The following is a 20198-nucleotide window of genomic DNA, read 5'->3' as shown; positions in this document are numbered from 1 at the left end:
TGCAGCTTCTGTGCCGGGCCCGGAAACCGGCAGTTTGCCGGTCAAACACGCCCCGGCCCGCTTATGGCGCAGCAATCTGCCTGTTCGCTGTTGCCTGGCAGACACCTCGTCGGTTGCCTGCAGGCCACGCCATACGTGGCCTATAGTGAAAAGGCCGTGCCTCCACAACCACAACAACCCAAGGAGAACGAAATGAGCGTTAAACCCATTCCCGAGGGTTTCCACAGCGTCACGCCCTACCTGGGCGTCGAAAAAGCTGCCGAAGCCATCGAGTTCTACAAGAAAGCCTTTGGCGCCATCGAAGCCATGCGCCTGGACATGCCCGACGGTAGAGTCGGCCACGCCGAACTGCGCATCGGTGACTCGCCGATCATGCTGGGTTCACCCTGCGATGAAAGCGCGTTTGGCAGCCCGCGTGATGGCCACACCAGCGTCGGTTTACATGTGTATGTCAATGACGTCGATGCGCAATACAAACAAGCCATCGCAGCCGGTGGCACACCGATCTCCGAACCCAAGGACCAGTTCTACGGCGATCGCTCCGGCACGCTGAAGGATCCATTCGGCCACGTATGGTTCCTGGCCACCCACAAGGAAGACCTGACCGAAGCGCAGATTCGCCAGCGCGCCGAGGATATGTTCAAGCAAAGCTGATCGACGGGAGCCGGCCCGCCGGCTCCTACACACTTCATGAACAACCCCTCCACGTTTTCGCCCTTGCCCCGAACGCCGCGTGATTCCAGGATGCAGGCACTCATCACAAGGAGTCATTCCATGTTCGCCGGATTCCAAAAAGACAGCTGCCACGTCAACGGCGTGGACATCAGCTACCGCAAAGGCGGTACAGGTCCCGGTCTGCTCCTGCTGCACGGGCACCCGCAAACCCACGTCATCTGGCACAAAATCGCCGAGCAACTGGCCGAGCACTTCACCGTGGTCGCGGCCGACCTGCGCGGTTATGGCGACAGCAGCAAGCCGCCGGCCAATGACCACCACACCAACTACTCAAAACGCGAAATGGCCCGGGACGGCGTTGAACTCATGAAAGCCCTGGGCTTTGAGCAGTTCTCGGTGCTGGCCCATGACCGTGGTGCCCGCGTGGCCCATCGCCTGGCCCTGGACCACCCGACCGCCGTGCAACGCATGGTGCTGCTGGACATCGCCCCCACCCTGTCAATGTATGCGCAAACCGACGAAGCCTTCGCCCGCGCCTACTGGCACTGGTTCTTCCTGATCCGCCCGGCACCGTTGCCGGAATCCTTGATCGAGGGCAACCCGGAGCTGTACCTGCGCAGCGTGATGGGCAGTCGCAGTGCCGGGCTCAAGCCGTTCACCGACGAGGCCTTTGCTGAATACCTGCGCTGCCTGAAACTGCCGGGCGCCGCCACCGGCATCTGCGAAGACTACCGGGCTGCCGCCGGTATCGACCTTGAGCACGACCAGGCGGATATCGACGCCGGCAAACACCTGAACCTGCCGTTGCTGGTGATGTGGGGCGCCGAAGGCACCGTCGGCCGCTGTTTCGAGCCGCTCAAGGAATGGCAGAAAGTCGCCACCGACGTGCGCGGCAAGGCCCTGCCGGCTGGCCATTACATTGCCGAAGAGGCTCCCGAATTGTTGCTGGGCGAAGTCCTGACCTTCCTTCGCTGACCCCCTGATTCACCCCCCCACGCAGGCGCGCCAACGCCTGCGACGGGGTCTGCTTGCCCAAAAAAGACTGCGAGATAATAACAATGACAATCAGAAAACTGCTGGGAACCCTGTATATCCAGGTGCTCATCGCGATCGCGCTAGGCGTGTTGATCGGCCATCAATGGCCGCAGATCGGCATCGACCTCAAGCCCTTGGGCGACGGTTTCATCAAGCTGATCAAGATGATCATCGGCCCGATCATCTTCTGCACGGTGGTGTCCGGCATCACCAGCATGCACGACGTAAAACAGGTCGGCCGCGTCGGCGGCAAGGCGCTGCTGTACTTCGAAGTCGTCTCGACCATTGCCCTGTTGATCGGCATTCTCGCCGCGCACCTGCTGCATCCTGGCGTCGGCTTCAATATTGACGTGAAGACCCTCGACAGCTCGGCCATCGCCGGTTTTGTCGGCCAGGCCGAACATGGAGAAGGCATCGTCGGGTTCCTGTTGCACGTGATCCCCGCAACGTTTTTCGATGCGTTCTCCAAGGGTGAAATCCTGCCGGTGCTGTTCGTTTCCGTGCTGTTTGGCGTCGGCCTGGTGATGGTCGGTGAAAAGGGCCGGCCGTTGGTGGGTGTAATCAACCAGGCCAGCGAAGTGTTTTTCCGCATCGTCGGCATCATCAGCCGGGTCGCGCCGATCGGGGCCTTTGGCGCGATTGCGTTCACCATCGGCAAATACGGCGTCGGTTCGTTGCTGCCGCTGTTGAAACTGGTGGGCACCTTCTATATCACCGCGTTTTTCTTCATTGCCGTGGTGCTGGGCAGCATCGCCCGCTACGCCGGGTTCAGCATTTTCAAGCTGATGGGCTACATCAAGTCGGAGCTGCTGATCGTATTGGGCACCAGTTCGTCGGAATCGGCGCTGCCGCAATTGATCCAGAAACTCGAAAGCCTGGGCGCCTCCAAGGGCGTAGTGGGCATCGTGGTGCCGACCGGCTACACCTTCAATCTGGACGGCACCAACATCTATATGACCCTGGCGGTGTTGTTCCTGGCCCAGGCCACCAATATCCACTTGCCGCTGGAACAGCAGTTGACGCTGCTGGCGGTGGCCATGCTGACGTCCAAGGGCGCCGGGGCGGTGGTCGGCGCGGGGTTTGTCGCATTGGCGGCAAGTTTGGCGGTGGTGCCGACCGTGCCGGTGGCAGCGATGGTGTTGATCCTCGGCGTGGACCGCTTCATGGCTGAATGCCGCTCGCTGACCAATATCATCGGCAACGCCGTGGCCGCGCTGGTGGTGGCAGCCTGGGAAGGTGAACTGGACCGCGAAAAAATGGCGCCTATCGCGCTCAAGCACGGACGACATGCCCGCGCGGCCACCCAAGCGAAGATCGCTGCCGAGTAACCGAAGAAGGCCGGGTGTGCCGGAAGGCACACCGATCCGGTGCTATTCTGGCGGCTCATGCCGCCAGCCCTGTTTCTGATGACGAATAAGAAAGATACCGTGCCCCTACCCGAAGACCTGCGGGTGTTCCTGACCGTGATCCGCAAGGCCGGCTTTGCGGCGGCTGCCGACGAACTCGGGTTGTCGCCGGCCTATGTCAGCAAGCGCATCCAGATCCTCGAAACCACCCTGGCCACCCGCCTGTTGCACCGCACCAGCCGGCGCATCGCCCTGACTGAAGACGGCGAGCGGGTGCAGCGCTGGGCTGTGCGTATCCTGGAAGACTTCCAGCAACTTTCCGATGAACTCTCCGACGCCCACGACAGCCCCCGTGGCCGTCTGCACCTGTGCAGCAGCTTTGGTTTCGGCCGCAACCATGTGGCGCCGGCCCTGTCGCTGCTGGCGGAACAGTATCCGGACCTGGAAATCCGCCTGGACCTGTTCGACCGCGTGGTGGACATCGTCAGCGAAGGCTTCGATTTGGAGATCCGCGTGGGCGACGACATTCCTGGCCAGCACATTGGCCGCCGACTGGTGAGCAACCGCCGCGTACTGTGCGCAGCGCCGGCCTATCTGCAGCGCCGCGGAACACCGCAACAGTTGAGTGACCTGGAGCAGCACGACTGCCTGGTGCTCAAGGAGCGCGATAACGCGTTTGGCATCTGGAACCTGGAACACAACGGCGCCCAGGAAAGCGTACGCGTGCGCGGGCCGTTGTCGTCGAACAATGGCGAGATTGTGTTGCAGTGGGCGTTGGATGGGCGCGGGGTGCTGCTGCGCTCGATGTGGGATGTGAAACCTTTATTGGAACAAGGCAAGCTGGTGCAGGTGCTGCACGGGTATACCCAGAGCGCCAACGTGTGGGCGGTGTACCCGACACGGTTGGCGTATTCCGGGAAGCTGCGCGCCTGCGTGGAGTTTTTGCAGGAGCATTTCAAAGGGTTGTCGATCTGACGTTGCAAGCCCCCTCCCACACTTTGTCCTGCTGTGTGTCAGCTGAGCCAGGAGTTGGCTTGCAGGTGCTGGCGTTCGAAGGCCCTGATCTCTTCACTACGTTGCAAGGTAGTGCCAATGGCGTCCAGGCCAAGTAGCAACGCGGTTTTGCGCAGGGTATCGATCTGGAACGGAATCACCTGGCCATCCGCCAAGCGAATCGCCTGGGCTTCAAGGTCCACGCTGATCTGCGCCTGGTCTGCCTGGCTGACGGTCTTGCCCAACGTCTGCAGCACCGCCTCGTCCAGGGTAATCAACAACACCCCGTTGCGCTGGCAGTTGTCATAGAAAATCCCGGCAAAGCTGCTACCGATCAACGCGCGGATGCCCATTTGCTTCAAGCCCCATACCGCATGTTCACGGCTGGAACCGCAGCCGAAATTCGGCCCTACCACCATGAAACTCGCGCCCTGCCAGGCCGGCTGGTTCAGCACGAAGTCGGGGTTGGGCTCGCCGGACGGCAAGCAGCGCAAGTCGAAGAACAGCCCGCGGTCCAGGCCGCTACGGTCGATGCCCTTGAGGAATTGCTTGGGCATGATCACGTCGGTGTCGATGTTGGCCGCCAGCATCGGCGCGGCCTTGCCGGTGACCAGGGTGAAGGGTTGCAGGCTCATGGGCGCGCTCCAAAGTGGCGGATATCAGTCAGGTGGCCGCTAATGGCAGCGGCGGCGACCATCGCCGGGCTCATCAGGTGGGTGCGTGCGCCCGCGCCCTGGCGACCTTCGAAGTTGCGGTTGGTGCTGGAGGCGCAGCGGTCGCCGGGGGCCAGCACGTCGTCGTTCATGGCCAGGCACATCGAGCAGCCCGACTGGCGCCATTCAAAGCCAGCGTCGATGAAAATCGCCGCCAGCCCTTCGGCCTCGGCCTGGTCACGGACTTCGGTGGAGCCGGGCACGATCATCGCGCGGACGTGGCCGGCCACGTGTTTGCCACGTACCACGCTGGCGGCGTCGCGCAGGTCTTCGATACGGGCGTTGGTGCAAGAGCCGATGAAGGCGTGGCTGATGACAATCTCGCTCAGCGGCATGCCGGCTTCCAGGCCCATATAGTTGAGGGCACGGCGCATGTCCTGGCGCAGGATCAGGTCGCTGACGTCCTGCGGGTCGGGCACGCGGGCGCCGATGGGCGCGGCCTGGTCGGGGCTGGTGCCCCAAGTGACCATGGGCTCCAGGGTGGTGGCGTCGAGTTGCACCTCCCGGTCGAACACCGCGTCGTCATCGGTGTGGAGTTTTCGCCACTCCAACAGTGCTTTTTCCCACAGCTCGCCTTGAGGTGCGCGTGGTTTGCCCTTGAGGTAGGCGAAGACTTTTTCGTCCGGCGCCATGAACGCCCCCCGCGCACCGGCTTCCACCGCCATGTTGCAGATGGTCATGCGCGCCTCGACGCTCAGCGCGTCGATGGTGGAGCCGCGAAATTCGATGGCGTAGCCCGTTGCGCCGGACGCGCCGATCTTGCCGATCAGCGCCATGATCACGTCTTTTGAGGTCAAACCCGGCGCCAGGTCACCGTCTACGGTCACGCGCATAGTTTTCAGACGTTTGTAGACCAGGGTCTGGGAAGCCAGCAGGTGTTCGATTTCCGAGGTGCCGATGCCAAAACCAAAGGCCCCGAGGGCGCCGTAGGTGGTGGTGTGGCTGTCTCCGGCGGCAATCACCATGCCGGGCAGGATAAAACCCTGTTCCGGGGCGATCACGTGCTCGATGCCTTGGCGCTTGTCGAGGATGTCCAGCAGCTCGATGCCGAAGTCCCGGCAGTTCTCCGCCAGGTACGACACTTGGCGCGCGCCGCCTGCATCCGGCATCGCCGCGATACGCTGGGGCGTGGTGGGGTTCACATGGTCGACCACGGCCAACGCCGTGCCCGGACGCCACACCGTGCGCCCAGCCTCGCGCAAGCCGCTGAAGGCCTGGGGACTGGTGTATTCGTTGATCACCTGGCGGTCTATATAGAGCAGGACATGGCCCTGGTCATCCAGGGGGCACACCGTGTGGGAGTCGATGTGTTTGTCGTAGAGGGTTCTGGCAGTCATTTCTTAGGCTCACTCAACGGTATGAGCCCATCCTACGCAGCGCCCGGGCCCCATCAATGCCGCTTGGGTGATGGCTTGGAACATGTTTCGTGTTCGATCAAGGCGTTTAATCGGCCTGAATGTGAACCTGAAACATTTTCTTTCATATCCGGGTTAGGGATTTCTCGTTCTCATCCGTCTTAACTTAGATACAGCCTGTCGCGTCAGCAAAAGCTACGACTGGCCTTTTCCGGGCCTTCACTGCCCCCCTCCGATCAAGACCCTCATTCACATGTCGAAGAAGTCACGCTCCAAACTCTGGTTTCTCGTGCATAGCTGGTTGGCCTTGCCCATCTGGTTCTTTGTACTGATCGTCTGCGTCACCGGCACCCTGGCGGTGGTCAGCCAGGAGATCGTCTGGCTGGCCAACCCGGATATCCGCGCGAGCAAGCCGACGGACGACGCCGAACCGCTGAGCTATGATCAGGTGATCGCCGCGATCAAACGCGAAGAACCCCAGGTGTTCGTCCAGTCGATCAGCCGCCCCGACGAATCCCATTTCGCCCTCAGCGTCGACCTCAGCTACCCCGACGGGCGCTCCGTCGAGGTCTATGTCAATCCGTACACCGGCGCGATCCAGGGCATCAGCCCGTCGTTCAACTTCCAGGCCTTTACCCGTGCCCTGCACGGCTGGTGGCTAGTGCCGTTCACCAATGGCTACAGCTGGGGCTGGTATCTGGTCTCGGCACTGGGTATTCCGTTGCTGGCGTCGTTGGTCACCGGGCTGGTGGTGTACAAGCGTTTCTGGAAAGGATTCCTGCGCCCTACCCTGCGTATTCGCCATGGTGCGCGGATCTTCTGGGGCGACTTCCACCGCTTGAGCGGTATCTGGTCGATCTGGTTCATCGCGGTGATCTCCGTCACCGGCATCTGGTTCCTGATCCGGGCGATCTTGGGGGACAACCAGATCTCGATTTCCACCGAGCCGGTCATCCCGGTGATTGCACGGGAAAAAGTGCCGATGTCGGCACCCGGCGTGCCGGCTCCCATGATTCCTGTGGACGAGGCGATCAAGATCGCCACACAGCGCATTCCTGGCCTGGAGGCGAGCTTCATCAGCCTGCCGCTCAATGCCTATAGCCACCTGCAGATCGGCGGGCGCGGCTGGTATCCGCTGATGTTCCAGACCGCGCAGATCAACCCCTATGACGGCGAAGTCGCGGCGGCGCACTTGCTGTCCGACCGCTCGAAGCTGGAGTTCGTCACCGAATCCATGCGCCCGCTGCACACCGGCGACTTTGGTGGGATCTGGATCAAGCTGATCTGGGCATTCTTTGGCCTGATCATGAGCATGATGGTGTTGAGCGGCCTGCTGATCTGGACCAAGCGCACCGCCCTGGCCACCCTCAATGCCCTCAAGCGTGAAGCCAAGACCCAACACAAGCCGGTGGCCGCCCCCACCAGGCAGGCTGAAACCTCGGAGGTCACCCCATGAGCAAGGTCGCTGCTGCTAAACCTTCGGCGCTGCGGGCCTTCTGGCTGAAATGGCGCTTCCACATCAATGTGCTGCTGTTGCTGATCCCCCTGGGCTTCATGCCCAAGTACTTCGCTGACGCGGCGCTGTTTCGTGGCGACACCGGCATCGGCGAGCGAGTGGCCGGTGAGGTGCAGGTCGGGCCCTGGAGCCTGACCCTGGCGGAGTTCCGCAATGAAGGCCCGCGCCCCGACCCAGCCGGGCCAATGAAGTTCTTCAATGCCGCCCTGTGCGACACCTGTGCCGAACAGGTCAAGGCCACCTACCTGCGCATCGGCAAGCCGCGCAGCCTGCGCGCCGCCGGGGTGATCTTCTTTGGCACGCCATACCGCATGGGCGCTGGCCTGCCGATCCCGGAACGCACACCCGCCGACGCCGAACTGTGGGTCACCATGGAAGGCTGGGACGGCACGATGCACCAGGGTTCCATCCCGTTGAGCCAGGCCTCGCCTGCCACTATTGCCTGGCTGAACCAGCAAGGAGTTAAACCATGACTTTGATGCGCATGACCCGCGCCTGTGGCGTCCTGCTGATGTGCGCCGGTTTCAGTACCGTCGCCCTGGCCCACAACCCGATGTGTGAGTGCAAGGAAATCCCCGGCGAGCAGATCCAGTGCAAAGGCGGCTTCTCCGACGGCAGCGGCGCACCCGGCGTGACCCTCGATGTGATCGGCTATGACGAAACCATCCTGGTGCCCGGCAAGCTGGGTGAGGACTCGACCCTGACCTTCAAGAAACCGTCCGCCGAGTTCTACGTGCTGTTTGATGCAGGCCCCGGCCACGTGGTGGAAATCGACCAAGCGGATATCCAGCCGCAATGACGACCACACAGGTTGTACGCCCCGCCGGCGCTGGTCATGAAACCCTCTACGTGCTGCTGTTGTGCCTGATCATCCTCGCGGTAGCAGGCTCGGTGATCGCACTGCACGGTGAATCCCAGGAAGTGGCGGCCGTGCCCAGCCACCAATTGGATGCGCGCCGCGACCTGAGCGCCGCCGAGCAAGGCATCTACGCCGACCTGCGGGTGACCCTGGATGAGATCCAGCTGTTGCAGCAGGAGCAAAGCGCGCTGCCCAGCCCGGCGCAACTGGCCGAAGAAGGCTTCGCGCCCTTTGCCCAGGATGCCAGTTCGGTCAGCCGTGGCGATCATCGCTGGCGATTGCTTGAGCCCTCGGCCTACCTGGGCTTGAGCCAGGCACCGGCCACCGCCGGCTCGCTGCTGATGCGCGTGCACGGTACCGAACCGGATATCTGGCTCAATCGCCAGGCCAACCTCGCCGCCCCTTCCGACCTCACTGACCAGGCGCTGATTGCGGCCGGCTGGCAGCAAGTGGTTGCGCAATTCGATGCCGGCGTCACCCGCCAGCACCGTCACTGAACGAGAAGACCGATTGCCCATGTCTATTTCATCTCCCCTGTTGCGCCTGTTGCTGGTTGGCCTGTTCAGCCTGATGCTCGCTCCATTGGCTAACGCCGAGGCTGCCAAACGCCTGCGTATCGGTATCACCCTGCACCCTTATTACAGCTACGTGGCGAATATCGTCGGCGACAAGGCCGAAGTGGTGCCGCTGATTCCGGCCGGTTTCAACCCACATGCCTACGAGCCACGCGCCGAAGACATCAAGCGCATCGGCTCCCTGGACGTGATTGTGCTCAACGGCGTCGGCCATGATGATTTTGCCGACCGCATGATCGCCACCAGCGAACGCCCGGACATCCCGGTGATCGAGGCCAACGCCAACGTACCGCTGCTGGCGGCCACCGGTAACGCCGCGCGCGGCGCGGGCAAGGTGGTCAACCCGCATACCTTCCTGTCGATCAGTGCGTCGATTGCCCAGGTCAACAACATCGCCCGCGAATTGGGCAAGCTCGACCCGGACAACGCCAAGACCTACACCCAGAACGCTCGCGCCTACGGCAAGCGCCTGCGCCAGATGCGCGCTGATGCCCTCGCCAAGTTGACCAGCGCGCCCAACCCGGACCTGCGCGTGGCCACCGTGCACGCGGCCTATGACTACCTGCTGCGCGAGTTCGGCCTGGAAGTCACCGCTGTGGTCGAACCGGCCCACGGCATCGAGCCAAGCCCGAGTCAGTTGAAGAAGACCATCGATGAACTGCGCGCCCTGGACGTGAAGGTGATCTTCTCGGAGATGGATTTCCCGTCCACCTACGTCGACACCATCCAACGTGAGTCCGGGGTCAAACTGTACCCGCTGTCGCATATTTCCTACGGCGAATACAGCGCCGAGAAGTACGAAGTCGAGATGACCGGCAACCTCAACACGGTGGTGCGAGCCATTCAGGAGTCCGGGTCATGACGGCGGCGGAACAACTGAGTGCAGTCAGCGTCGGCCCGACACTTGAGTTCGACCAGATTGCGCTGACGCTCGGTCGCACCGTGATCCTTGATGACGTGAGCTTCCAGGTACAGCCGGGCAGCATTCATGCGCTGGTCGGCCCCAACGGCGGCGGCAAAAGCTCGCTGATCAAGACACTGCTGGGCCAGACACCTCATCAGGGACGGTTGAGCCTGCACTGGCCGGCCACGCCCGGCACCATTGGCTATGTGCCCCAGGCCCTGGAGTTCGACCGGGGCTTGCCGATGACCGTGGATGATTTCATGGCGGCCATGTGCCAACGGCGTCCGGCGTTTCTGGGCCTGTCCAAGCATTACGCCGGCGCGATTGGCGATGCGCTGGAGCGCGTCGGCATGCAAGACAAACGCAAGCGGCGCATGGGCGCGCTGTCCGGCGGTGAGCGCCAGCGCGTGTTGCTGGCCCAGGGACTGATCCCGGCGCCGCAGCTGCTGGTGCTGGATGAACCGATGTCGGCGCTTGATGAAGCCGGTATCCAGGTGTTTGAGCGCCTGCTGAATGACTGGCGCCTGGCGGGAATCACCGTGCTATGGATCGAACATGACCTGGAAGCTGTGGGCCGCCTGGCCGACCGCGTCACCGGCCTCAACCGCCGCGTGCTGTTCGACGCCACGCCCAAAGAGGCGTTGACCCCGGATCGCCTGCTGACCCTGTTCTCTACCCACCCTCGGAGCCCGGCGCAATGAGTTATGAAGCCTTTCGCTTGATGGTCCAGGGCTGGGCCTCTGCCGGTTATCTGCCGGAGGCGCTGGCCTACGGTTTTGTGGTCAACGCCCTGCTCGCCGGTCTGCTGATCGGCCCGGTACTGGGCGGCCTGGGCACGCTGGTGGTGGTCAAGCGCTTCGCGTTTTTCTCCGAAGCGGTCGGCCACGCGGCGCTGACCGGCGTGGCGGTGGGCATCCTGCTCGGTGAACCCTACACCGGCCCGTATGGCGCGCTGTTCGGCTACTGCCTGCTGTTCGGCATCCTGCTCAACTACCTGCGCAACCGCACCGGCCTGGCGCCGGATACCTTGATCGGCGTGTTCCTGTCGGTGTCCCTGGCGCTGGGTGCGAGCCTGTTGCTGATCCTGGCCGGCAAGATCAACGTGCATATCCTCGAGAACGTACTGTTCGGCTCGGTATTGACGGTCAACGGCAACGACCTGCTGGTGCTGGCGGTGGTCGGCTCGTTGGTGATGGCCCTGGCACTGCCGTTGTACAACCGCATCATGTTGGCCAGCTTCAACCCGCAATTGGCGGCGGTACGCGGTGTAGCGGTGAAGACCCTGGACTACCTGTTCGTGATTCTGGTGACGCTGATCACCGTCGCGGCGGTCAAGGTCATCGGCGCGATCCTGGTGGGTGCGCTGCTGGTGATTCCCGCCGCTGCGGCGCGTCTGTTGAGCCAGTCGCTCAAGGGCTTCTTCTGGATCTCCGTCGCGATTGCCACCATCAGCACCCTGTGCGGAATCCTGCTGCCGATCATCTTCGACCTGCCCGTGCCGTCCGGCGCCGCGATCATCCTGGTCGCCGGTATCGCCTTCGCCCTGGCCGCCATCGCGCGCGGCACGGTGCCCAGCCTTAAAGGGAATCTTGGATAATGCGCTCCGTTCTTTCTCCCCTGGCCCTGGCCATCGCTTGTTTCTTCACCACGCCGTTGATGGCGGTTGAAGCGGCCAAACCGGCTGCCCACGCGGCAAAGCCGGTCAAAGTGTTGGCCTCGTTGCCGATCACCTACGGCCTGGCTGAAGTGCTGCTCAAAGGCACCGACGTGCAGCTTGAACGCGCCGCGCCGGCCAATCTGCCCGGTTCGCGACAAGTGTCCTACTTCACCGGCCGTGGCGCCCCCGCCCTGAATAGGTTGGCGCTGGATGCCGACGCCGCCATCGGCCTGCGTTCGCTGTGGGCCGACGACCCGCTGTACCCGGTGGCGCGGCGCAGCAATATCCGCATCGTCGAAGTCGATGCTGCACGCCCGGTGGACGGCGGTCTGCCTGGCATCGCGGTGCAGCCGGGCGTCACCGATGGTTTGAACAGCCAGCCGTGGCAATCGAGCAACAACATGGGACGCATGGCCGATGTGCTGGCCGCCGACCTGAGCCGCCTCGCCCCCACCGCCAAGCCGAAGATCGACGCCAACCTCGCCGCCCTCAAACAGCGCCTGCTCAAGCTCACCGCCGACAGCGAAGCACGACTGGCCAAGGCGGATAACCTGAGCGTGGTCAGCTTGAGTGATCACTTCGCGTACTTGGTCAGCAGTTTGAATCTGGAAGTGCTCAGCACCGATGCACGGCCCGACGCGGATTGGACGCCTGAGGCGTTGCAGAAACTGAGTGCCGAGTTGAAGGGCAACGAGGTGGCGGTGGTGCTGCATCATCGGCAGCCGAGTGAGGCGGTCAAGGCGGCGGTGAGCGCCGGGGGGTCGAAGCTGTTGGTGTTGAATGTGGACGGTGCCGAGCCGGTGACAGAGCTGGAAACCAATGTGGATCAGGTGATCAAGGCACTCACACCTGCTATCTGACTGACTCAACCTGTCTGGAGAGGCTTGCTGTGGTGAGCAGGCTTGCCCTGCGCTGGGCTGCGAAGCAGCCCTAACACCTCAAACCGCGTTGTACCTGAAAAAATGCGGTGGCTTTATTAGGGCGGCTTCGCCACCCAGCGCGGGGCAAGCCCGCTCACCACAAATCAGACCACATCCACACCGACATGAATGGCATCATGCCGCCAGAACTCCAGGTCGCAATCGATCAACCGCTGGTGCTGGTCATAATTGACCCGGGCGATCCGTAAGCCCGGGCTGCCCACCGACACGCGCAACGCGGCGGCGGCTTCCACTGGCAGTGAGGTCGGCACGATTTCAAAGCGCACGCGCCCGTAGTGCAAATCGTATTTGCGCGCATACAGCTCAGTCATCGACTGATTCAAATCACACGCCAGGATCCCGGGAAAATACTGCGGGTTCAGGTAGTGCTCCACATACAGCACCAAGCGCCCATCGATCCGCCGGCCCCGGCAGATCTGGATCACACTGGACAGCGCCGGCAACTGCAACCACGCACACACCGCCGCCGACGCCGGCTGCAAGCGCGCCGAAATCACTTCGGTGGACGCCACGCGCCCCTGGTCGCTGACCATCGCGTGAAAGTGGCTGCGTTGCATCAGGTTGTAGGCCAGCCGTGGCGGCGAAACAAACCAGCCGCGCCGCTCCTCGCGATAGATCTGGCCTTGGGCTTCCAGTTGTAACAAGGCTTCCCGCACGGTAATCCGGGTGGTACCAAACAACTCGCTGAGCTTGCGTTCGGCGGGTAGTTTGCTGGCAGGCGGCAACAAACCGTGGTCGATCTGCTCTTGCAGCGCCAGGCCAATGGATGTCACCGCCTTGATTGCCTCATCACGCATCAACGTTACCTATCTGGACTAGACCAGCACCGTTCGGGTGCATAAACCGCGCTGTATTTGGGCTGTTACGGTTGCATGCCAGCCTAGGCATTGCAGATGACCGACAGATGACAGTCCCCGTCGATCCCCCGCAGCACACCCTGCAATACATCGGCCAAGTCCAATCAATGCGGGCACTTGGACATGGTCTACGCTCATCCTGAACTTAGCGACATCTACGCTTTGAAAACGACATCGACATGAAACTGTCATCCATCGCGTCTAGATTGGCTCAGGTATTGCTCTGACCTAGACCAACAACACAGCAGAAAAAACCGCCGCGTTGAAAACGCCCAAAGGAGCTTCGGATGAAACAGCTTTTCCTGGCATCACTGTTAGGCTCGACCATTGCCATGTGCACCGCCGCCATGGCCGCTGATACCGATCTAAAAACCCTGGAAGCTGCCGCAAAGGCAGAAGGCGCTGTAAACAGCGTCGGCATGCCCGATGACTGGGCCAACTGGAAAGGCACCTGGGAAGACCTGGCCAAGACCTACGGCCTCAAGCACATCGACACCGACATGAGCTCGGCCCAGGAAATCGCCAAGTTCAAGGCTGAGAAAGACAACGCCAGCGCCGACATCGGCGACGTGGGCGCAGCGTTCGGTCCGATCGCGGTGAAGCAGGAAGTCACCCAACCGTACAAACCGTCCACCTGGGCCCAGGTTCCGGATTGGGCTAAAGACAAAGACGGTCATTGGGCCTTGGCCTACACCGGCACCATCGCGTTTATCGTCAACAAGAAGCTGCTGCACGGTTCTGAAGTGCCAACCAGTTGGGCGGACCTGCAGAACGGCAAGTACAAGGTCTCCATCGGCGACGTGAGCACCGCGGCACAAGCAGCCAACGGTGTACTGGCAGCGGCCATTGCCAATAAAGGCGACGAAAAGAACATCGCCCCAGGCCTGCTGTTCTTCACCAAGATCGCTCAGCAAGGTCGTCTCTCGCTGTCCAACCCGACCATCGCCACCATGGAAAAAGGCGAAGTCGAAGTGGGCGTGGTCTGGGACTTCAACGGCCTGAGCTACAAGGCCAAGATGGCCAACCCGGATGACTACGTGGTGTTGATCCCATCGGACGGCTCGGTGAAATCCGGCTACACCACCATCATCAACAAATACGCCAAGCACCCGAACGCCGCCAAGCTGACCCGCGAATACATCTTCAGCGACGCCGGCCAGCTCAACCTGGCGAAAGGCAATGCGCGCCCGATTCGCGCTGAAACCGACCTGAAACTGCCGGCCGACATCGCCAAGAACCTGATCCCGGGCGAGCAGTACACCAAGGCCAACCCGCAGCCGATCAAGGATGCGGATGCCTGGGAAGCCACGTCCAAGAAGCTGCCTCAGTTGTGGAACGAGCAGGTCATCGTAGAGATGAAGTAAAGGTCTGAAATGCAGTCAGTGTGGGAGCTGGCTTGCCTGCGATAGCGGTGTATCAGTCGACATAGATGGTGAATGTCAGACCGCTATCGCAGGCAAGCCAGCTCCCACATTTTGACCCAGTTAAGTCAGAAAAATTGAGTCAAACCTACTGTCGCGGAGCCCCAGCCCCCATGAAGCACACTGTCATCCTTGTCGTGCTCGACGGCCTGAACTTCGAGGTTGCCCGACACGCCATGGGGCACTTGCAGGCCTACGTCGGCGCAGGACGCGCAGCCCTCTACAAACTGGAATGTGAACTGCCCGCCCTGTCCCGCCCGCTGTATGAATGCATCCTCACCGGCGTGCCTCCAATCCAGAGCGGCATCGTGCACAACAACGTCTCGCGCCTGTCCCACCAGCGCAGCATTTTCCATTACGCCACCGACGCCGGGCTGACCACGGCAGCGGCGGCTTACCATTGGGTCAGCGAGTTGTACAACCGTACGCCCTTCCTCGCCGCCCGCGACCGTCATACCGACGACAAGTCACTGGCGATCCAGCACGGGCATTTCTACTGGAATGACCATTACCCGGATTCCCACCTGTTTGCCGACGCCGAGAGCCTGCGTCTCAAACACGCGCCGAACTTCCTGGTGGTGCACCCGATGAACATCGACGACGCCGGCCACAAGCACGGCCTCGACACCCCGCAATACCGCAACAGCGCACGCTCGGCCGACATTATCCTGGCCGACTACCTGCAAGTCTGGCTCGACGCCGGTTACCAAGTGCTGGTGACCGCCGACCACGGTATGAACAACGACCGTTCCCATAACGGCCTGTTGCCGGAAGAGCGAGAAGTGCCGCTGTTCGTTCTCGGCAATGCCTTCAGCCTCGACCCCAACGCCACACCGAAACAGACCGACCTCTGCGGCACCGTCTGCGAGTTGCTGGGCGTGCCCCACGACAAACCTGTCTGCCGGGAGCTGTTGAAATGATCCGTGGCAAATGGTTGGCGCTGCTGTGCCTGGTGCCCTTCGCGCTGTTCTTTATCGTGTTTGAAATTGCCCCGCTGGTGTGGGTGCTGATCAACAGCCTGCAAACTGAAGAAGCCGGTTGGGGCGTGGAAAACTTCGTACGCATCTTCAGCTCGAAGTTCTACCTGCAAGCCATTCAGTTCAGTTTGGAAATCAGCTTCTACTCCAGCATCTTCGGCATCATCATCGCCACGCTGGGCAGCTACTCGTTGCGCCGGGTGGATTCGCCGCTGCGCAATTTCGTCACCGCCTTCGCCAACATGACCAGCAACTTTTCCGGTGTGCCCTTGGCCTTCGCGTTCATCATTTTGCTGGGCTTCAACGGCAGCATCACGATCATGCTCAAGCAGGCGGGGATCATTCAGGACTTCAATCTGTATTCGAAGACCGGCTTGATCATCCTCTATACCTACTTCCAGATTCCCCTGGGCGTGTTGCTGCTGTACCCGGCCTTCGATGCGTTGCGCGAAGACTGGCGTGAGTCGGCTGCACTGCTCGGCGCGAATGGCTGGCAGTTCTGGCGGCATATCGGCCTGCCCGTGCTCACCCCGGCCCTGCTCGGTACGTTCGTGATTCTGTTGGCCAACGCCTTGGGCGCCTACGCCACGGTGTACGCCTTGACCACCGGTAACTTCAACGTGCTGCCGATCCGTATCGCCGGGCTGGTCTCCGGTGATGTGTCCCTCGACCCGAACTTGGCCAGCGCCCTGGCCGTGGTGCTGGTGGCGCTGATGACCGTGGTCACCGTGGTCCATCAACTGCTGCTCAAGAGGAGCTACCATGTCTCGCGCTGAAGCCGGCCCGGCCTCCCTCTACCATCGGGTGGTGGTGTGGCTGCTGTTTGCAATCCTGGTACTGCCGTTGATAGGCACCTTTGTCTACTCCATTGCCAGCAGTTGGTCGGCGACCATCCTGCCCGCCGGCTTCACGGTGAAATGGTACGTGCAGCTGTGGAGCGACCCGCGCTTCCTGATGGCCTTCGGGCAATCGTTGCTGGTGTGCGTCGGCGCGCTGATCCTGTCGGTGGTGCTGATTTTGCCGCTGCTGTTTGTGGTGCATTACCACTTCCCCAAGCTCGATGCGCTGATGAACATCCTGATCCTGCTGCCCTTCGCGGTACCACCGGTGGTGTCGTCAGTGGGCCTGCTGCAACTGTATGGCTCCGGGCCGATGGCGATGGTCGGCACACCGTGGATTCTGATCGGTTGCTACTTCACCGTGGCGCTGCCGTTCATGTACCGGGCGATCACCAACAACCTGCAGGCGATCAACCTGCGCGACCTGATGGACGCGTCGCAACTGCTCGGCGCCAGCACCTGGCAAGCGGCGATCCTGGTGGTGCTGCCGAACCTGCGCAAAGGCTTGATGGTGGCGTTGCTGCTGTCGTTCTCGTTCCTGTTCGGTGAGTTCGTGTTCGCCAACATTCTGGTGGGTACCCGCTACGAAACCCTGCAGGTCTACCTGAACAACATGCGCAACAGCAGCGGCCATTTCACCAGTGCCGTCGTGATTTCCTATTTCTTCTTTGTGCTGGTGCTGACCTGGGCCGCCAATATCTTGAACAAGGACAAAAGCCAATGAGCTTCGTCAGCGTCCAACACCTGCAAAAAGGCTACGCCGGCACTCCGGTGTTCAGTGACATCAACTGCGAGATCGCCAAGGGTGAGTTCGTCACCCTGCTCGGTCCGTCCGGTTGCGGCAAATCCACGCTGCTGCGCTGCATCGCCGGCCTGACCTCGGTGGACAGTGGGAAAATCCTGCTGGATGGGCAAGACATAGTCCCGCTGAGCCCGCAGAAACGTCACATCGGCATGGTGTTCCAGAGCTATGCACTGTTCCCCAACATGACCGTGGAGCAGAACGTCGCCTTCGGCCTGCGCATGCAGAAGGTCAATGCCGACGACAGCCACAAGCGCGTGCAGGAAGTGCTGCAACTGGTGGAACTCAAGGACCTGGCCGGTCGTTACCCGCACCAGATGTCCGGCGGCCAGTGCCAGCGCGTCGCCCTCGGCCGCTCCCTGGTCACCCGCCCGCGCCTACTGCTGCTGGATGAGCCGCTGTCGGCGCTGGATGCACGCATTCGCAAGCACCTGCGTGAACAGATCCGCCAGATCCAGCGCGAATTGGGGCTGACCACCATCTTCGTGACCCATGACCAGGAAGAAGCCCTGACCATGTCCGACCGGATCTTCCTGATGAACCAGGGCAAGATCGTGCAGAGCGGCGATGCCGAAACCCTCTATACCGCGCCTGTCGATGTGTTCGCCGCCGGTTTCATCGGCAACTACAACCTGCTGGACGCCGACAAGGCCACCCAGTTGCTGCAACGCCCGATCAACAGCCGCATCGCCATTCGCCCGGAGGCCATCGAACTGAGCCGCGACGGCGAACTGGACGCCCTGGTGCGCAGCCACAGCCTGCTGGGCAACGTGATTCGCTATCGCATCGAGGCGCGCGGCGTGGAGCTGGTGGTGGATGTGCTCAACCGCTCGGCCGACGACCTGCACCCGGACGGACAACGCCTGGCACTTTCCATCGACCCAAGCGCCCTGTGTGAAGTAGCCTGATGCAACGTTTCATTTGAGAGAGCATGACGGATGGCATTGGTAATTTTTGATCTGGACGACACCCTCATCCACGGCGACTGCGCCACCCTGTGGAGCGAGCAGATGGGCCGCCTGGGCTGGGTCGACCCTGAATCGTTCATGCGCAAGAACCACGAACTGATGGACGCCTACAGCCAGGGCAAACTGAAGATGGAAGACTTCATGGACTTCAGCCTGGAGCCGATGATTGGCCGCACGCCGGAGGAAATCGAGCATCTGGTGGAGCCGTGGGTCGAGGACGTGATCGAGCCGCTGATCTACAGCGACGCCACCAAGACCATCGCTCGGCACCGTGCGAAGGGTGATCGGATCCTGGTGATCTCGGCGTCGGGCACGCACCTGGTCACGCCGATTGCGGCGCGGATCGGGATTGATGAAGTGCTGGGGATTGAATTGGATGTCAGCCATGGCGTGTACAGCGGACGCACCGTGGGTGTGCTGACCTATCGCGAGGGCAAGATCACTCGGTTGCTGGAATGGTTGGAAAAGGAAGGTGAAACGCTGGAGGACGCGTATTTCTATTCGGATTCGCGCAATGATTTGCCGTTGCTGTTGAAGGTGGATCATCCGCAGGTGGTGAACCCGGACCCGGTATTGCGCGAGCACGCCGAAAAAGCTGGCTGGCCAATCCACGATTGGACCTGACACACCGCTCCCTGTAGGAGCCGGCTTGCCGGCGATGGCGGTGTGTCAGATGAAACATTCTTCATCGATACACCGCCATCGCCGGCAAGCCGGCTCCTACCGTTTTGATCGCGTTGCAATTCAGGCCAAAGATTCGTCGATCACCAACACCAACTTCCCGGAAATCTGGTTGGTCGCCAGCTCGGCAAACGCCGCCTCGGCATCCTTGATCGGGAAGGTCTTGGCCAGTTGCGGGCTCAGCCGCCCTTCAACAAACAACGGCCACACATGCTGGCTCAAGTCACTGAACAGGTCGGCCTTGAACTGATCACTGCGGCTGCGCAGGGTCGAGCCCAACAACTGGATACGCTTGCCCAGTACCTGCGCCAAGTCCAACTGAGCCTCACGGCCGCCCATCAAGCCGATCAATACCCAGCGGCCGTCCAGGGCCAGCAGCTTCAGGTCCAGCGCCGCATAGTTGCCACCGACCGGGTCGAGGATCACATCAAACGGCCCGAAATCCCGCAACCCTTCGAGGCCATCGGTGCGCACCACGCCGCCCTGGGCGCCGAGTTCTTCGCAATAGGCCAGGCGCTCCGCCGAGCCGACGCTGACCCAGCACGGGCTGCCGAACGCCTTGCACAGCTGGATCGCCGCCGAGCCCACACCACTGGCGCCGGCATGCAGCAACACCTTTTCGCCAGGCCTGAGACCGGCCAGTTGGAACAGATTGAGCCACGCGGTGCTGTACACCTCAGGCAATGCCGCCGCTTCGATCAGCGACAAACCTTCTGGCACCGGCAATACATGACGCGCATCCACCACCACTTCTTCAGCCATGCCACCGCCGGCCAACAGCGCGCAGACACGGTCGCCAACCTGCCAGGATGAGCCCGACCCCACTTCGCTGATCACCCCGGAACACTCTAGGCCCAACACCTGGCTCGCGCCCGGCGGCGGCGGATAAAGCCCGGCGCGCTGTAATAAATCGGCGCGATTCAGGCCCGCTGCCGCCACGCGAATGCGAACTTGCCCTACATCGCAGGTAGGACTGGGTTCTTCCAACCACTCCACATGACCGTCAACGCCTTGCAATGCTTTCACAGTGCCTCCATAGTGAGTCTGGACTGAGCCCGTAGCTGTATCGCCGGGCTTTTTGCAT

Annotated in this window: 22 protein-coding genes; 18 read left to right on the top strand and 4 right to left on the bottom strand. The window is 61.8% G+C overall.

Annotated elements, in window-relative coordinates; all coding sequences use genetic code 11:
• The first annotated feature begins 192 nt into the window (after positions 1-192).
• The 4 genes from EJ576_RS25935 (at position 193) to EJ576_RS25920 (ending at position 4031) form a co-directional block, all read left to right on the top strand.
• A complete protein-coding gene (locus tag EJ576_RS25935) occupies positions 193-654 on the top strand; it encodes a VOC family protein (protein ID WP_122725443.1) in 462 nt (153 codons plus the stop codon).
• A gap of 120 nt (positions 655-774) precedes the next feature.
• Positions 775-1650, top strand: a complete 876-nt coding sequence (locus EJ576_RS25930; RefSeq protein ID WP_126571448.1) for an alpha/beta fold hydrolase — start codon at positions 775-777, stop codon at positions 1648-1650.
• An 83-nt stretch (positions 1651-1733) separates the two neighbouring features.
• Positions 1734-3038 (top strand): dicarboxylate/amino acid:cation symporter, encoded by a 1305-nt coding sequence (locus tag EJ576_RS25925; protein ID WP_122684566.1) that lies wholly within the window; start codon positions 1734-1736, stop codon positions 3036-3038.
• Positions 3039-3116: 78 nt separating this feature from the next.
• Complete coding sequence (locus tag EJ576_RS25920) at positions 3117-4031, top strand: LysR substrate-binding domain-containing protein (protein WP_204937098.1); 915 nt, start codon at positions 3117-3119, stop codon at positions 4029-4031.
• A 38-nt stretch (positions 4032-4069) separates the two neighbouring features.
• Here the strand turns inward: EJ576_RS25920 and leuD are convergent, their stop codons facing one another.
• Positions 4070-4684 carry a 3-isopropylmalate dehydratase small subunit gene (gene leuD / locus EJ576_RS25915; protein ID WP_122725435.1) on the bottom strand — a complete coding sequence of 205 codons (615 nt, stop codon included), beginning with the start codon at positions 4682-4684 and terminating at the stop codon, positions 4070-4072.
• On the bottom strand, positions 4681-6099 hold the full coding sequence (gene leuC / locus EJ576_RS25910; protein ID WP_122725433.1) for a 3-isopropylmalate dehydratase large subunit: 1419 nt from the start codon (positions 6097-6099) through the stop codon (positions 4681-4683). The genes leuD and leuC overlap by 4 nt, the downstream gene beginning before the upstream one ends.
• 271 nt (positions 6100-6370) lie before the next feature.
• On the opposite strand from leuC, the gene EJ576_RS25905 reads away from it, so the two are divergent.
• The 8 genes from EJ576_RS25905 to EJ576_RS25870 are packed head-to-tail and all read left to right on the top strand — an operon-like array spanning position 6371 to position 12488.
• Positions 6371-7573 carry a PepSY domain-containing protein gene (locus EJ576_RS25905; protein ID WP_123476176.1) on the top strand — a complete coding sequence of 401 codons (1203 nt, stop codon included), beginning with the start codon at positions 6371-6373 and terminating at the stop codon, positions 7571-7573.
• Entirely contained in the window at positions 7570-8106 is a 537-nt protein-coding gene (locus EJ576_RS25900; RefSeq protein ID WP_122725430.1) for a thiamine pyrophosphate-binding protein, read from the top strand. The genes EJ576_RS25905 and EJ576_RS25900 overlap by 4 nt, the downstream gene beginning before the upstream one ends.
• Positions 8103-8432, top strand: coding sequence for a hypothetical protein (locus tag EJ576_RS25895; protein ID WP_016980241.1), 330 nt, complete (start codon positions 8103-8105; stop codon positions 8430-8432). Before EJ576_RS25900 ends, EJ576_RS25895 begins: the two co-directional genes overlap by 4 nt.
• Positions 8429-8989, top strand: coding sequence for a DUF6162 family protein (locus EJ576_RS25890; RefSeq protein WP_028615798.1), 561 nt, complete (start codon positions 8429-8431; stop codon positions 8987-8989). Before EJ576_RS25895 ends, EJ576_RS25890 begins: the two co-directional genes overlap by 4 nt.
• A 19-nt stretch (positions 8990-9008) precedes the next feature.
• Positions 9009-9929: a metal ABC transporter substrate-binding protein gene (locus EJ576_RS25885; protein ID WP_126571447.1), complete on the top strand. Its 921-nt coding sequence runs from the start codon at positions 9009-9011 to the stop codon at positions 9927-9929.
• On the top strand, positions 9926-10672 hold the full coding sequence (locus EJ576_RS25880) for a metal ABC transporter ATP-binding protein (protein ID WP_122725421.1): 747 nt from the start codon (positions 9926-9928) through the stop codon (positions 10670-10672). The genes EJ576_RS25885 and EJ576_RS25880 overlap by 4 nt, the downstream gene beginning before the upstream one ends.
• Positions 10669-11568, top strand: a complete 900-nt coding sequence (locus tag EJ576_RS25875) for a metal ABC transporter permease (protein ID WP_028615795.1) — start codon at positions 10669-10671, stop codon at positions 11566-11568. The genes EJ576_RS25880 and EJ576_RS25875 overlap by 4 nt, the downstream gene beginning before the upstream one ends.
• On the top strand, positions 11568-12488 hold the full coding sequence (locus tag EJ576_RS25870) for a metal ABC transporter solute-binding protein, Zn/Mn family (RefSeq protein WP_126571446.1): 921 nt from the start codon (positions 11568-11570) through the stop codon (positions 12486-12488). The genes EJ576_RS25875 and EJ576_RS25870 overlap by 1 nt, the downstream gene beginning before the upstream one ends.
• A 164-nt stretch (positions 12489-12652) precedes the next feature.
• Here EJ576_RS25870 and EJ576_RS25865 read toward each other — a convergent pair whose 3' ends face one another.
• Positions 12653-13366, bottom strand: coding sequence for a UTRA domain-containing protein (locus EJ576_RS25865; RefSeq protein ID WP_010211607.1), 714 nt, complete (start codon positions 13364-13366; stop codon positions 12653-12655).
• 347 nt (positions 13367-13713) lie between these two features.
• Between EJ576_RS25865 and EJ576_RS25860 the strand changes: the two genes are divergently transcribed.
• The 6 genes from EJ576_RS25860 to EJ576_RS25835 all read left to right on the top strand — a co-directional run bounded on the left by EJ576_RS25860 (position 13714) and on the right by EJ576_RS25835 (position 19057).
• Positions 13714-14790 (top strand): ABC transporter substrate-binding protein, encoded by a 1077-nt coding sequence (locus tag EJ576_RS25860; RefSeq protein ID WP_028615792.1) that lies wholly within the window; start codon positions 13714-13716, stop codon positions 14788-14790.
• A gap of 170 nt (positions 14791-14960) precedes the next feature.
• Positions 14961-15767, top strand: a complete 807-nt coding sequence (locus EJ576_RS25855; protein ID WP_122725415.1) for an alkaline phosphatase family protein — start codon at positions 14961-14963, stop codon at positions 15765-15767.
• The gene (locus EJ576_RS25850; RefSeq protein WP_122725413.1) at positions 15764-16600 is read left to right on the top strand and encodes an ABC transporter permease subunit; all 837 of its coding nucleotides are present in this window, start codon (positions 15764-15766) and stop codon (positions 16598-16600) included. The genes EJ576_RS25855 and EJ576_RS25850 overlap by 4 nt, the downstream gene beginning before the upstream one ends.
• Positions 16587-17387, top strand: a complete 801-nt coding sequence (locus EJ576_RS25845) for an ABC transporter permease (protein ID WP_028615789.1) — start codon at positions 16587-16589, stop codon at positions 17385-17387. Before EJ576_RS25850 ends, EJ576_RS25845 begins: the two co-directional genes overlap by 14 nt.
• Positions 17384-18373, top strand: coding sequence for an ABC transporter ATP-binding protein (locus EJ576_RS25840; RefSeq protein WP_126571445.1), 990 nt, complete (start codon positions 17384-17386; stop codon positions 18371-18373). The genes EJ576_RS25845 and EJ576_RS25840 overlap by 4 nt, the downstream gene beginning before the upstream one ends.
• A gap of 30 nt (positions 18374-18403) precedes the next feature.
• Entirely contained in the window at positions 18404-19057 is a 654-nt protein-coding gene (locus EJ576_RS25835; RefSeq protein WP_068932495.1) for an HAD family phosphatase, read from the top strand.
• A gap of 120 nt (positions 19058-19177) precedes the next feature.
• On the opposite strand, the gene EJ576_RS25830 is transcribed toward EJ576_RS25835, so the two are convergent.
• On the bottom strand, positions 19178-20140 hold the full coding sequence (locus EJ576_RS25830; RefSeq protein ID WP_068932497.1) for a zinc-binding dehydrogenase: 963 nt from the start codon (positions 20138-20140) through the stop codon (positions 19178-19180).
• Between the last annotated feature and the right edge of the window lie 58 nt (positions 20141-20198).

Origin of the sequence: Pseudomonas sp. C 49-2, assembly GCF_003970195.1 — a bacterium.
Lineage (GTDB): Bacteria > Pseudomonadota > Gammaproteobacteria > Pseudomonadales > Pseudomonadaceae > Aquipseudomonas > Aquipseudomonas canadensis.
This window is presented reverse-complemented; position numbering and strand designations above follow the sequence as displayed.

Bases quoted from the DNA above. Each gene is read 5' to 3' on its own strand.
- leuC (WP_122725433.1), bottom strand. From the start codon at position 6,099: ATGACTGCCAGAACCCTCTACGACAAACACATCGACTCCCACACGGTG.
- EJ576_RS25865 (WP_010211607.1), bottom strand. From the start codon at position 13,366: ATGCGTGATGAGGCAATCAAGGCGGTGACATCCATTGGCCTGGCGCTG.
- EJ576_RS25920 (WP_204937098.1), top strand. From the start codon at position 3,117: ATGACGAATAAGAAAGATACCGTGCCCCTACCCGAAGACCTGCGGGTG.
- EJ576_RS25895 (WP_016980241.1), top strand. From the start codon at position 8,103: ATGACTTTGATGCGCATGACCCGCGCCTGTGGCGTCCTGCTGATGTGC.
- EJ576_RS25875 (WP_028615795.1), top strand. From the start codon at position 10,669: ATGAGTTATGAAGCCTTTCGCTTGATGGTCCAGGGCTGGGCCTCTGCC.
- leuD (WP_122725435.1), bottom strand. From the start codon at position 4,684: ATGAGCCTGCAACCCTTCACCCTGGTCACCGGCAAGGCCGCGCCGATG.
- EJ576_RS25860 (WP_028615792.1), top strand. From the start codon at position 13,714: ATGAAACAGCTTTTCCTGGCATCACTGTTAGGCTCGACCATTGCCATG.
- EJ576_RS25885 (WP_126571447.1), top strand. From the start codon at position 9,009: ATGTCTATTTCATCTCCCCTGTTGCGCCTGTTGCTGGTTGGCCTGTTC.
- EJ576_RS25855 (WP_122725415.1), top strand. From the start codon at position 14,961: ATGAAGCACACTGTCATCCTTGTCGTGCTCGACGGCCTGAACTTCGAG.
- EJ576_RS25900 (WP_122725430.1), top strand. From the start codon at position 7,570: ATGAGCAAGGTCGCTGCTGCTAAACCTTCGGCGCTGCGGGCCTTCTGG.
- EJ576_RS25840 (WP_126571445.1), top strand. From the start codon at position 17,384: ATGAGCTTCGTCAGCGTCCAACACCTGCAAAAAGGCTACGCCGGCACT.
- EJ576_RS25930 (WP_126571448.1), top strand. From the start codon at position 775: ATGTTCGCCGGATTCCAAAAAGACAGCTGCCACGTCAACGGCGTGGAC.
- EJ576_RS25880 (WP_122725421.1), top strand. From the start codon at position 9,926: ATGACGGCGGCGGAACAACTGAGTGCAGTCAGCGTCGGCCCGACACTT.
- EJ576_RS25935 (WP_122725443.1), top strand. From the start codon at position 193: ATGAGCGTTAAACCCATTCCCGAGGGTTTCCACAGCGTCACGCCCTAC.
- EJ576_RS25850 (WP_122725413.1), top strand. From the start codon at position 15,764: ATGATCCGTGGCAAATGGTTGGCGCTGCTGTGCCTGGTGCCCTTCGCG.
- EJ576_RS25890 (WP_028615798.1), top strand. From the start codon at position 8,429: ATGACGACCACACAGGTTGTACGCCCCGCCGGCGCTGGTCATGAAACC.
- EJ576_RS25925 (WP_122684566.1), top strand. From the start codon at position 1,734: ATGACAATCAGAAAACTGCTGGGAACCCTGTATATCCAGGTGCTCATC.
- EJ576_RS25845 (WP_028615789.1), top strand. From the start codon at position 16,587: ATGTCTCGCGCTGAAGCCGGCCCGGCCTCCCTCTACCATCGGGTGGTG.
- EJ576_RS25905 (WP_123476176.1), top strand. From the start codon at position 6,371: ATGTCGAAGAAGTCACGCTCCAAACTCTGGTTTCTCGTGCATAGCTGG.
- EJ576_RS25870 (WP_126571446.1), top strand. From the start codon at position 11,568: ATGCGCTCCGTTCTTTCTCCCCTGGCCCTGGCCATCGCTTGTTTCTTC.
- EJ576_RS25835 (WP_068932495.1), top strand. From the start codon at position 18,404: ATGGCATTGGTAATTTTTGATCTGGACGACACCCTCATCCACGGCGAC.